The organism is Microcoleus sp. F4-D5 (assembly GCF_036704885.1).
Lineage (GTDB): Bacteria > Cyanobacteriota > Cyanobacteriia > Cyanobacteriales > Microcoleaceae > Microcoleus.
This window is the reverse complement of record NZ_JAUBSX010000002.1, coordinates 182,645-195,091: the sequence shown is the minus strand read 5'-3', so window position 1 is coordinate 195,091 and position 12,447 is coordinate 182,645. Positions and strand designations below refer to the sequence as shown.

Here is a 12,447-nt window from a genome sequence, read left to right as displayed (position 1 = left end):
TGCTTAATAATTGATAAACCCGCTTTTACATGAGACCTCTTGCAAAAATCCTTTTCATCAATTGATGGGCCGAAGAGCCCGTCCTAATTATTTTTGCAAGAGGTCTATGAGAAGTTTTCGGTCGGTTTTTATCTCAAGTGAGCGAAAATAGCGGCTATAGTGAGGCAAAATGCGGAAAGTTTATTGATTGTGAGAAGGGAGCGATCGCCGATCGACAAAAACAATCTCAGCTATGTAGTTGTTAGCTGTTATAGCAGATGTTGAAGGAAGAAAGAAGAAGGAAAAAGGAAAAAGGAAAAAGGCTTTAGTTATCTAAAAGAGAAGTCAGAAGGCTTTAGTTATCTGGAAGAGAAGTCAGAAGCAATCTTCCGCAACGGTTTCAGCAATTAAGAACATTCTAACCGTCGGGCGCGGTTGCTATAAATGTTGGGGCTTAACAGAAGAATGTGAAATCTCGCGCACTTTATTTGGAGGATAAACTTTACATTTTTGTTATTGAAAACAGCCGGAAGATAGATTTATGAATTATACCTACGGTAGAGAGAAAATAAATTTTATCGGGTTAAATTAAAAATTATCCAAGTCAGTAATTTATCAGCGCAGTAAGTTTAAGATTTACCATCAAAAATCTACTAGCTAGTAGTTAACTAGAGGGAAAAAAATAATGAAAGCTCTTTGCTGGCACGGAGCAAATGATGTGCGAGTTGATAATGTACCAGACCCAACAATTATCAACCCGCGCGATGCGATAGTTAAAATCACGTCTACAGCAATCTGCGGCTCTGATTTGCACCTTTATAACGGCTACATCCCCACCATGCAATCTGGCGACATCATGGGGCACGAATTCATGGGGGAAGTAGTCGAACTCGGCAGCCAAGTCAAGAACTTAAAAAAGGGCGATCGCGTCGTCATTCCTTTTACTATTTCTTGCGGCAGTTGCTTCTTTTGCAACCGCGATTTGTGGTCGCTGTGCGACAACTCCAACCCCAATGCTGGGCTGGCTGAAAAAATGTTCGGTCATTCGCCGGCGGGACTGTTTGGCTACTCGCATTTAACGGGCGGTTATGCAGGAGGTCAAGCAGAATACGCGCGGGTTCCGTTTGCAGATGTCGGCCCTTTAAAAATTCCCGACGGACTTTCTGACGAACAAGTATTGTTCCTCACCGATATCTTTCCTACCGGTTACATGGCGGCCGAAAACTGCGACATTGGACCGGGGGATACTGTAGCAGTTTGGGGATGCGGGCCGGTCGGACAATTTGCGATCAGAAGCGCGTTTATGCTGGGGGCCGATCGAGTAATTGCGATCGACCGCGTACCGGAACGCTTGCAAATGGCGGCCTCCGCCAAAGCTGAAATCATCAATTACGAAGAAATGGACGCCGGGGAAGCCGTCACCGAAATGACGGGGGGACGCGGGCCCGACTCTTGCATCGACGCGGTGGGGATGGAAGCCCACGGCACCGGTCTCGACGCTTTGTACGACAAAGCCAAGCAAACCGTGCGGTTGGAGAGCGATCGGCCTACGGCCCTGCGACAAGCGATCCTCGCGTGTCGGAAGGGCGGCACAGTCTCAATTCCCGGCGTTTACGGCGGCTTCGTAGACAAAGTGCCCCTAGGTGCAGCTTTCAACAAAGGCTTGACCATGAAAATGGGACAGACGCACGTTCACCGCTATTTGCGGCCTTTGCTCGATCGCGTTCAAAAAGGCGAAATTGACCCGTCATTCGTTATTACGCACCGCATGAAATTGGATGAAGCGCCCCACGCTTACCAGATTTTCAAACAGAAAAAAGACAACTGCATCAAAGTTGTCCTCAAACCCTAACTCGCATTTATTCACGGAAAAACTATGCTTTTACAAGAAAAAGAATCAGGTGATTTGGTAGAAATCCTCGATGTAGATGCTTTAATCAGCCCTGCAAAAAATGAGGTATTAGGACGAAATCAAGCAGGTGAAGAAGAGCAAGAACCAGCGAATTTTCCGAAGGGTAAATTAGTTTTTCCCTCCGGCGAAGTTTTGCCGCGTTGCTGGACTGAGGAAAATTATAAAACTAATTGAGATGGCTTCGATCGCCCTTTGACAACCGAAAAGTCAGATCGTGTAGGCGTGAATCGATCGTAATTCCTGTAGGGGCGGGTTCACCCATATCTGTAATAGTTTGGAGAAATCCTGTAAACCCGCCCCGGCCTTCGATCGTGGTAGATCGATCGGACATGATATCAATCGGCGGTTGAAACCGCTTCTTGTCAAACGAAGTCCGCCTGCGCGGACTAAGAAAAAAGGGCAATATTTAAGCAGGATTTGGTATTAATTTTACCTGCTACTTTTTGTTTTCTACCTGCGGCTGACCGACATCAAAAATAATCGTGTAAGCCGCGTGGGGAACTAACTTTTGCAAAGCTTGACAGTGGGCGATCGCATCGTTTCGACGGCGAAACCTTCCCACAACAATCCGCTGCATATTCGGCAGCAAACGCACTATACACCAAGGGTGCAACTTTTCCAAATACGTCATGACATTCTCCCGATCGAACATTGAGTTATTTGCTTTTTTAGTTGGAACTTTTGAGTAAAAACAGGTCAAAATGCTCTTGACTTATTGCTCTGGGTGACATATCAAGTTCCACAGGCTATCGCCTATTTCCTCAAAATGCTCTAGCAAAAAATCCATCAAAGCTAAATTTCGCAAGTCAGCAGGAGTAGGGCGCCGGTAGTGGCGGTCTTTTTTAAACCACCCTTTAACAGTCGAGATCGATCGGCCGCAAATTTCCGCCATTTGCTCGTAAGTCACATCCCATTTCCCGTAGAATTTCTGAGGAGTCATCCCTAATCGGCACTGACAGTAAAGAGCAATTAACCGCAGTTCTCGCTCTTCAATTTTTCGCGGGGTATTCGCCATCGAAATTTTCCCTATTTTTGCAAAATTAATGGGAAGTCAGATTAGTTACCAAAATCTCTCTCTCTGCCGTATAGTCCCAGTAAAACCTCAACGCCATTGAAGCTGAAGACCCCCAAATATCTCCGGTTTTTTGCTTGTATCGGTGGGTTCTCAAACTTCTGTAGCTAGGCCCTTCTGTTTCTAATAATTTGAAAGCTTTTTCGTATTGCTTTCGGGCTGGGAGGGGAAGAAAACTCAGTTTTTTGGTGACTTGTTTGGTGAAAGCAAGCTGAAATTTTGGGGTTCGACATGACATGAAATCTTGCCCCTTTACCGATTGTTTTCATTCGGCCGATAGTAGGGACACGGCATTGCCGTCTCCCTACGGCGGGGATAGACCGTTAGACGATAAAAACAGAATCGTCGATCGCAAATTCCGGCTCAGTTCCTAATATCTTGACCTGGTAGCGGCTGTTGGCAGGTAAAGGATAAAAACGCAGTTGATCTTGTTTTTCGTCGAGCAGATTGGACAGTTTTTTTTGCAGCTTATCGTACTGGCTTTGATTCAGCACTGCTTCAAAAACTGATTTCTGCACGCGCATTCCGAAAGCTTCTAAAAGCTTTGAAACTTTCGTTCGCCGCCTGTCGTCTGCGATGTCGTAGCAAATTAGGTAAAACATTACTCAACCTGTTAGTAGTGAGGACTAAACTCCTTATAAATTTGGTTGAAGGACTTCATATCATGTCCGGTCGATCGACCGCGATTTTCGTAGGGGCTCCCCTCACCAAAAATACCTGCCAACAATCTCCCATCTCAAAAACCCGCCCCGACCGGGATATTATGGTTAATCGATCGGACATGATATCCGTCCTTACTACAAACGTGCGATCGCCTCTTGACACAGCAGGGAACGATAAACATCCTGTTCTCCTTTCACGCAAGCAAGATATTCTTTGACTTGCAATTCCAAACAGTGACGGTAACTGACTTGTCCGGCATATAAATGCGTGGCGAAACTCTGCAACTTGGTTTCCCAATGCAATAAGAACTCTTGCAGCGCTTGGGGATGCAAATACAGTCCTCCCCGTTCGTCGGGCGGTAAAAAATCTCCGATTTTTATGCAATTTTGATTGACTAAATCTGCTACTAATGCTTCCACGATCGGCGCGCGGAATTGCTCCATTAAATCGCAGACTAAAGGTGTGTGATTAAAGCAGGTATGGTGCAAGTTGCCGAAGTCTGGATTCAGCCCGAATTTTTGCACGCAGGCGTACAGGTTTTGGCTCAATAAGGCGTAACCTAGATTCAGCAGGCTGTTGATTCGATCGCCCGCTAAATCAGCCGATCGCCCTTGGAAATTGAACGCTGCGGGCAACAGGTAGCTGAGGGCTTGAAAATAAATCCGGGCGGATGCTGCTTCAAATTGCCAGAAGCCTTTCCTGGTAGTGACTGCGGGCAACGCTTCCAGCAAATAAGCGAGACTGTCAATGGCTTTGCCAACAATTTTGCAGTTGCGGCGGCTGTTTAATTGCATTAGCAAAACGCGGGAGTTGTGCAGTTTTGCTCGCAGCAAACTTTCGACGATCGCCAGTTGAAATTCAGCATCGCCAAAACACTGTTTTTGACGGCTTAAATGCAGGCATTTCCCCCCATCGTGCAAGCGCGCGACATAGCGCCCGCCGTCGGCAATGAATCCTACCGGAATGCTGCGGGCGATCGCGCATTTAATCGCCGGCGCAGTGATGTCGCACCAGTCAAACAAGATGATTTGTTTGACTTTGACTGCCGCCACTTTGCAGCAGAGTTTTTCGAGGAAAAAGACTTGAAAGTGAGAGCCATCTAAATGCACGATCGAACCGGGCTCAGTAGCGTATAGTGTAATCATGGATTCTTTGGCAAGAAGTGAAACACCAACAGCTCAAAGGTGGACAAATTTGACCTTTTGCTGTCGTTAGAATCCATATTTGCAGGGGGGTAAGTTAGTTCCTGCCCCAGTACGAAAGCGCTTTACGTGCGATCGGTACTCGTCTTGATAAATTGGGTGTATTTCATCTCTCGTCCAATTTCCCAAAAATTATGAGCTTACTCCCTCCATCCAAAGAAAAATTAGCCATTGAAAATATTATCGCCCCTCGAACTGCTCCTGAATTTGCAGGATTTGTAGTAGTAACAGTGTCGATTAGCTTGCTAACAGCGGCAGCGGGCAGCAGTATACCGGGTACTATATTCGGAGCTTTGTGTGTAGCAGTTGTCGGTTTTATCTGGTGGCGGGTCGATCGCGCCCGCGCCAAAGCCCGCGCTCAAAGGTTGTACAGCGATTTAGCAATCTCCGTGGACAAAGAAGCGCCTACAGGAGCTAAAGGCTTGATCCTGTTACTGAGTCGCTATTCGCCCCACAATCAAGCACTGAAAAATCCAGAGACGATCGCCCCTTTGATTGATGCTGTCATCAACGGCGAGATCGGCAAACTGACTCAAGCAGATTTCGATCGGCTAGACTTGTTGAATTCCAATCTTTTTCCCCAAATCAAAGCTGTAGAATTTCATGAAAAACAGGGAAAACTGCGAGATATTTGGCTGATCAGCACCGAAAGCTACGAGACGGACAAAGGTAAAGTTAAAGTTAAAGGTTCCGAAGACTCGGCACTAATTCTCAGTCAATACCTGCGGTTTCTCTACGGAAAAACCCTTGATATTAACTCGGAGGGATTATCAGTCAGAGATTACGATTATCAGGGATTGTGGCGGCTGGCGGAGAAAATTTTCCGCGATTCGGGATACAAAGATGAGGTGATAGTTGCCGATATTACCGGCGGCACAAAAATGATGAGTGTGGCTTTGGGTATGGCTTGCATTCCCCCAAAACGCCGAATGCAGTACATGGATTCGCAGCGGGACTGGGAAGGAAATCCCGTGCCGGCCGGGGATCTGCAGCCGGTGGTGATTGATGTTGACCCGATTTTGTATTCGAGTTAATTTCTGCGATCGACTTGTAGGGGCGGGTTCACCAAAAACACCGGCCAACAAAGCACAATCTGCAAAACCCGCCCCCACCCAACGAAAAATCGCCGCGCCGATTGTTCCGATTGAATAGAAATCAAGGTCGATCTGGATGATTGTGGTAGGGGCGGGTTCACCAAAAACACCGGCCGACAAAGCACAATCTGCAAAACCCGCCCCCACCCAAAGATCGATCGCCGCGCCGATTGTTCCGATTGAATATATAGCCTTTCTCAAAAAGATGAGGTATGATTGATAGATTATATAACCACAATAACTAAGAGGGCTAAAGCCCAACTACGTACCTCACTTTTTTGAGAACCGCTATAAATCAAGGTCGATCTGGATTATTTGTTGGGTGGGGGCGGGTTTTTTAGTCTTTGGCTATGTTTCAAAGCTATTGGTGAACCCGCCCCTACAGGTTTAATGATTTTCGCGCCGGGTGGGGGCGGGTTTTTTAGTCTTTGGCTATGTTTTAAAGCTATTGGTGAACCCGCCCTTACGGTATTTTTGGTACAACTCGCCCACACAATTCAAACACTCTCAGAAACGCACTCAAGAACAAACTTAACCCCCAGCAAGATGGAAAGAGTAATCCACTGATGGGGGTTTTTAATGTGGATTTTTCCTACTGGCATTTGCTGGCTGCTTGGCAGCTTGTTCGCACTCGCAGCAATGCGGCTGGAATTGACGGTTTGACTTGCGAGTTGTTCGCGCAGGCTGCTGAAGAACAGTTGCATTTGCTGTTTCGAGATTTGATGCACTCGCGCTATTTTCCCAAGCCGGCTAAAGGATTTCACATTCCTAAAAAAAGCGGCGGACACCGATCGATCGGCATTTCTACCGTGCGCGATCGTATCGTACAGCGCCTCCTGCTTCAATCCCTCTATCCGGTGCTCGATGAGGTTTTCAGCGACACTTGCTACGCTTATCGGCCCGGTTATTCCGCAGGTATGGCCGTCGCCCATTTGTCGGAAATTTACACAGCACAACCGACTTGGATTGTCAAGGCCGATATCGAAAAGTTCTTTGACAATCTCTGCTGGCCGCTGCTGTTAACCGATTTGGAACGGCTGCAAATTGCACCGGTACAAGTTCAGTTAGTCGAACAGCAACTCAAAGCGGGCATCGTGATTTCCGGCCGCTATTTCAATCCGGGTAAAGGAGTTGTTCAAGGCAACATTCTGTCCGGTGTTCTGGCTAACCTTTACCTGACTGAATTTGACCTGCTTTGCCAAACTGCCGGCATCCATTTAATCCGGTACGGCGACGATTTTGCTGTGGCTGTCGGGGGGCTGTTGGAAGCTACGCGGGTGCTCAATTTAATTGATCGCTGGCTGGCTGATATTTATCTGGGCCTCCACCCGGAAAAAACTCGGATTATCGCGCCGCACGAGGAGTTTACTTTTCTCGGCTATCAGTTTAACGCTGGTCGAGTTATCGCGCCCGTGCGAAAAAAACCCTCGTTTCCGCAACTTCCGAAACAGAGCACTTTGCCGCCTTCCAAAGCGCCGCGCAGTTGCAGCATTGTCAAAACTCACCGACCCCCCGTAGGGGCGGTGCCCCCGTGCCCGCCCTCCGAACATTTCTGGAGCGAATCGATGACTACTTTATATGTTACCGACCAAGGTGCTTACGTGAAAGTGCACCACCAGCAGTTTCAAGTTCTTTATGAAGGCGAACTCCGCTGTTCCGTTCCCGTTAACCGAGTCAGCCACATTGTTTTATTTGGCTGCTGCAATTTGTCTCACGGTGCGGTGAGTTTGGCGTTGCAGCGGCGAATTCCGGTGATGTTTCTCTCTCACCAAGGGCGCTATTTCGGCCGCTTGGAAGCTGAGGGGATGGCGGAAGTTGAGTATTTGGCGAAGCAAGTTTTGCTGTCTCAAAACCCGGAATTCGTGCTGCGGCAAGCTCAAAGTATTGTGGCGGCTAAGCTGCACAATTCCCGGATTTTGCTGATGCGGTTGAACCGCCGCAAGCACCACCGCAAAGATGAGGTTGTGAAGGCGATTGCTGATTTGGCTGAGTTGATGACTAAGGTGCCGGCTACTGAGTCTGTAGAGGTGCTGTTCGGTTATGAAGGACAGGGAGCACACGTTTATTTTCAGGCATTCGGGAGTTTGCTGAGCGAACCGTTCGTGTTTGAAAAGCGGACTCGCCGCCCTCCGACTGACCCGGTTAACAGTATGATGAGTCTCGGTTACACGCTGCTGCACCAAAATATTTTTTCTCTGGTGCAGGCGGTGGGGTTGCACCCGCACTTCGGCAACTTGCACGTTCCCCGCAAGAATCATCCGGCTTTGATTTCGGATTTGATTGAGGAGTTTCGCGCGCCGGTGGTGGATTCTTTGGTGGCTTATTTGGTGAATTCCAGGATTTTGACTTTGGAGGATTTCACGCCGCCGGACGGACGGGGTGGGGTTTATCTGTTCCCGGATGCGTTGAAAAAATACCTCAACCGCTGGAATGAGAAGCTGCAAACTAAGGTGACGCACCCGCATACGGGATACAAGGTGAATTATTACCGCTGTCTGGAGTTGCAGGTTTGGGAATATATCGCTTGTTTGACTGGGGAACAAGAGGTTTATCGACCGATGAAGTGGGATCAATGATGGGTTTTGTACCAAATCTGAGTACCAAATCTGAGTCACTCGGCGGTTGAAACCGCGTTTGCACATACAAAGTCCCTCTCTAAGAGACTAAGAAATCGAGTTTGAGCCGCTGATATCGATGACAGCGGCTTTTTTTTTTCTGCGGTGCTTGACAGCGATCGAGGAGTCGGGTATGTTGTTTGTGTGCTTAAAATCAAGTTCAACCTGAACCTTGACAAATTAATATTTTTCGTGTTACGGCCACCCAGCTAAGTTTCAGTTTCCGGTCTTGCAAAAGCCGGATTTGCTAGGGTCGCCGAATTGCCCAAACCCCTATTCTGTGGTTGACCCTAGCGGGTCGCTTACGCTGTAAGGGTTTGAGGCTTGTTAAGAGAGCCGTAGTTTTGAATAAATTTAGATTGTTGGCGATCGAAAAGGGGGGTAGCAATTTTGGCTATTTACATCCCTGATTCGACAAGGGTTTTGAGGTAAGGGTCTTTGACTTACCACTTCCCCTCACGGGGATTGAAACTTTTCATCTCCATCTCTTCCTTTAGTGTGGGCGCTTTGACTTACCACTTCCCCTCACGGGGATTGAAACACGCTAAGCATTTGGGTGTTGTTGTTGCCTTTGGACTTTGACTTACCACTTCCCCTCACGGGGATTGAAACTCTTTTCGAGCACCCGAGTTGACTGCGTCGCAGATAACTTTGACTTACCACTTCCCCTCACGGGGATTGAAACACATTAGGATTGTAGTAACCACCACCAGCTTTGGCTTTGACTTACCACTTCCCCTCACGGGGATTGAAACCGACCCATCTTGCCTTCGTCAGAATCTTTGGCACTGCTTTGACTTACCACTTCCCCTCACGGGGATTGAAACAAAATGGCAATCTCTTGGCCGTTGTATTGGGCTCTCCTTTGACTTACCACTTCCCCTCACGGGGATTGAAACTTCATCGTCATCGTCGCCGGGACCGACAAATAAAGAAGCTTTGACTTACCACTTCCCCTCACGGGGATTGAAACTATATAAAATTTCCTTCTTTGGCCGCACGGACCGCATGACTTTGACTTACCACTTCCCCTCACGGGGATTGAAACCTTCATAGATGACACTCAACTTTTTGGTGGCAGGCTTTGACTTACCACTTCCCCTCACGGGGATTGAAACCGTTGGAGTTGTTCCTGTCTTCTTCGTCTTCGTGTGCTTTGACTTACCACTTCCCCTCACGGGGATTGAAACCAGCACCAGGAATGATAACAGAAGCAAACAAAGCTTTGACTTACCACTTCCCCTCACGGGGATTGAAACTTTTGGTCGTAGGGTCCCATGTCGCCGAAGTAATCTTTGACTTACCACTTCCCCTCACGGGGATTGAAACTTCTCGAGGATCGTTTCTCCGAGACTTATTACCCCTTTGACTTACCACTTCCCCTCACGGGGATTGAAACTCGGGGTCGCGGCGACCCCCGTCGTTGAAATTACCTTTGACTTACCACTTCCCCTCACGGGGATTGAAACTAGAGTGGAGGAAGTGTACCTCCAGCCCAAGGGATACTTTGACTTACCACTTCCCCTCACGGGGATTGAAACAAGACCAAACCGCCATCGGTCCGGTTAAGATGACTTCTTTGACTTACCACTTCCCCTCACGGGGATTGAAACAAATACTTCCAGCCTCTCGCTTGACTATCCTATTTACTTTGACTTACCACTTCCCCTCACGGGGATTGAAACGCTCGCCTCTCCATAGGAAGTGACTTGTACCCCCTTTGACTTACCACTTCCCCTCACGGGGATTGAAACAAGGTCATGTACCTTTTGACCACAACCGCCAAAAACTTTGACTTACCACTTCCCCTCACGGGGATTGAAACCCCGGGCATGTTTCACTAAAACAAAAAAAATTGTTCCCCTTTGACTTACCACTTCCCCTCACGGGGATTGAAACATTTTTAGAAGTTAAGCAGGGCTATCCAAGGGTTTGACTTACCACTTCCCCTCACGGGGATTGAAACAATAGGATTAAAAATAGCAGAAACTAAAAGGACTGCAGCTTTGACTTACCACTTCCCCTCACGGGGATTGAAACGTGCTGCTGGAGACGCGTTTGGGCAGTCCACAATCTCCTTTGACTTACCACTTCCCCTCACGGGGATTGAAACCAACGGCAAGCATTACACCAAGCGCAAGAGGCTTTAGCTGCTTTGACTTACCACTTCCCCGTGAGGGGATTGAAACATCGCCAATGGCACTTAATCCTTCAACAACACCTTGAAAACTTTGACTTACCATTTCCCCTCACGGGGATTGAAACTCGACTTTTACCAACTTATCGGGTAGATGAGGTATGACTGATAACTTATATAAATACTAAAGAAGAGGGCTCGCATCCCAACTACGTACCTCATTTACTTGAGAACGGCTATAGATATAAAATTAGATCAGAAGTAAGTGAGCCGATCGCCCTTGTGCAGAAAAGAAAGCTCGATCGCCCGAGTGTTGAATATAATTGATGAGAAACAGGAGCGATCGCTACCGAGTTCTAAAAGTGCGGGAGGATACATCATGATGCAAACCATAACGAAAACAGTCACGTTTGACGAATTCGCTGCCTGGTATCCAGAGAACTCTGTCCGCCGCTACGAACTGCACAACGGAGTGATTGTTGAAATGCCTTTAGGAACTGGCGACCATTCCGGCGTTACAGGTTTTATCAGCTTAAAACTAGGAGTTGAAATTGACCGACGTGAATTACCCTACTCCATCCCCGGTGACTGCCTGCTTAAACCCACTCGCGATGAGGCGGGTTATCAGCCTGATGTGGTTGTCCTAGACCAAGCGGCTCTCGCAAGCGAACCGCGCTGGAAAAAGGAATCTATTATCACGATGGGCCCTTCAGTGCGACTGGCTGTGGAGGTCGTCAGCACGAACTGGCGGGATGATTACTTCTTCAAAGCTTCCGACTACGAGGAAATGGGCATTCCCGAATACTGGATCGTAGACTACCTCGGTTTGGGCGGCCGCAAGTTCATCGGCAATCCCAAACAACCCACACTATCGGTTTGCCAACTGGTAGATGGAGAGTATCAGGTCAAACAGTTTCGGGGTGATGACAAAGTTGAGTCGCCGGCTTTTCCAGAATTGAACTTGACGGCGGGGCAGATATTTCAGGCTGGCTTACCTCCAGCCGAGTCGAACTAGAAGAACTGGGGCGATCGGTTTCACTAAAAAACCTATGATAGAAACGCGCTTAAAACCAAAAGACCAACGGCTAATTCATTCCGGGATTAGCTGGCAAGAATTTAAATCGATCGAAACCGGATTTGCCAATGCTCCGGGAGTTCGGTTATTTTATTGCCAGGGCGAGGTAGAAATCTTGGCAGTTTCGCAAGACCACGAGTTTTTGAGCAGGACAATTGCTGGACTCCTGTTCATCTACTGCTTGGAAAAAGAGATTGAATTCGCACCTACCGGCAGCTTTACTCAAGAAAAGGAAGGAATTGCATCGGCACAAGCTGACGAATCCTATTTTATCGGCAGGGGAAGAACTGCAAACTCTCCTCCAGATTTATCGATCGAAGTAGTGTTTAGCAGCGGCAACGAAAGCAAACTAAACCGTTACCGAATCCTGGAAGTGCCGGAAGTGTGGTTTTGGGAAGATGGCTTGTTTGCTATGTACCGCTTGGGCATTGAGGGTTATGAAAAAATTTCCTCAAGCGCTGTCTTGCCGGATTTAGATATCAGTTTGCTGTCGCGCTGTTTGCTGATGGCTTCAACTTTGGAGGCGACGCGGGAATTCAGGCGCGGAATTTCTATTTAGTCTGGCGCATTCATATCCGGCCGGGGCGGGTTTATTGGATTTGGGATTTGTGTTGAATATCGGGGTGAACCGGCCCCTACAAGAATCACGATCGATTGACCGGACAGGATATCAAAAGGTTTAATGTAAAAATTACTAT

At 47.8% G+C, this 12,447-nt stretch carries 11 protein-coding genes and 1 CRISPR repeat array; of the genes, 6 read left to right on the top strand and 5 right to left on the bottom strand.

Going from position 1 to position 12,447, the window contains the following annotated elements; genetic code table 11:
* Positions 1-664: 664 nt before the first annotated feature.
* On the top strand, positions 665-1,831 hold the full coding sequence (locus tag QUA80_RS02135; RefSeq protein WP_333420965.1) for a zinc-dependent alcohol dehydrogenase: 1,167 nt from the start codon (positions 665-667) through the stop codon (positions 1,829-1,831).
* A 24-nt stretch (positions 1,832-1,855) separates the two neighbouring features.
* Positions 1,856-2,065 carry an acetyltransferase gene (locus tag QUA80_RS02130; RefSeq protein ID WP_333420963.1) on the top strand — a complete coding sequence of 70 codons (210 nt, stop codon included), beginning with the start codon at positions 1,856-1,858 and terminating at the stop codon, positions 2,063-2,065.
* On the opposite strand, the gene QUA80_RS02125 is transcribed toward QUA80_RS02130, so the two are convergent.
* The 5 genes from QUA80_RS02125 to cas1 (QUA80_RS02105) form a co-directional block, all read right to left on the bottom strand.
* A complete protein-coding gene (locus tag QUA80_RS02125) occupies positions 2,058-2,294 on the bottom strand; it encodes a hypothetical protein (RefSeq protein ID WP_333420961.1) in 237 nt (78 codons plus the stop codon). The two genes, QUA80_RS02130 and QUA80_RS02125, sit on opposite strands and share 8 nt — an antisense overlap.
* 33 nt (positions 2,295-2,327) lie before the next feature.
* The gene (locus QUA80_RS02120) at positions 2,328-2,522 is read right to left on the bottom strand and encodes a hypothetical protein (protein ID WP_333420959.1); all 195 of its coding nucleotides are present in this window, start codon (positions 2,520-2,522) and stop codon (positions 2,328-2,330) included.
* An 81-nt stretch (positions 2,523-2,603) separates the two neighbouring features.
* Positions 2,604-2,906, bottom strand: coding sequence for a helix-turn-helix domain-containing protein (locus QUA80_RS02115; RefSeq protein ID WP_333420957.1), 303 nt, complete (start codon positions 2,904-2,906; stop codon positions 2,604-2,606).
* A 380-nt stretch (positions 2,907-3,286) separates the two neighbouring features.
* On the bottom strand, positions 3,287-3,565 hold the full coding sequence (cas2, locus tag QUA80_RS02110; RefSeq protein WP_333420955.1) for a CRISPR-associated endonuclease Cas2: 279 nt from the start codon (positions 3,563-3,565) through the stop codon (positions 3,287-3,289).
* Positions 3,566-3,760: 195 nt separating this feature from the next.
* Positions 3,761-4,771: a CRISPR-associated endonuclease Cas1 gene (cas1, locus tag QUA80_RS02105; RefSeq protein WP_333420953.1), complete on the bottom strand. Its 1,011-nt coding sequence runs from the start codon at positions 4,769-4,771 to the stop codon at positions 3,761-3,763.
* A 191-nt stretch (positions 4,772-4,962) separates the two neighbouring features.
* On the opposite strand from cas1 (QUA80_RS02105), the gene QUA80_RS02100 reads away from it, so the two are divergent.
* The 4 genes from QUA80_RS02100 to QUA80_RS02085 all read left to right on the top strand — a co-directional run bounded on the left by QUA80_RS02100 (position 4,963) and on the right by QUA80_RS02085 (position 12,308).
* A complete protein-coding gene (locus QUA80_RS02100; RefSeq protein WP_333420951.1) occupies positions 4,963-5,862 on the top strand; it encodes a hypothetical protein in 900 nt (299 codons plus the stop codon).
* Between the two features lie 626 nt (positions 5,863-6,488).
* Entirely contained in the window at positions 6,489-8,498 is a 2,010-nt protein-coding gene (gene cas1, locus QUA80_RS02095; RefSeq protein ID WP_333420949.1) for a CRISPR-associated endonuclease Cas1, read from the top strand.
* 475 nt (positions 8,499-8,973) lie between these two features.
* Positions 8,974-10,802: a CRISPR direct-repeat array (repeat unit 36 nt; unit sequence CTTTGACTTACCACTTCCCCTCACGGGGATTGAAAC).
* A 251-nt stretch (positions 10,803-11,053) separates the two neighbouring features.
* Positions 11,054-11,689 carry a Uma2 family endonuclease gene (locus tag QUA80_RS02090; protein ID WP_333420997.1) on the top strand — a complete coding sequence of 212 codons (636 nt, stop codon included), beginning with the start codon at positions 11,054-11,056 and terminating at the stop codon, positions 11,687-11,689.
* Positions 11,690-11,723: 34 nt separating this feature from the next.
* Entirely contained in the window at positions 11,724-12,308 is a 585-nt protein-coding gene (locus QUA80_RS02085) for a Uma2 family endonuclease (protein WP_333420947.1), read from the top strand.
* Positions 12,309-12,447: the final 139 nt, after the last annotated feature.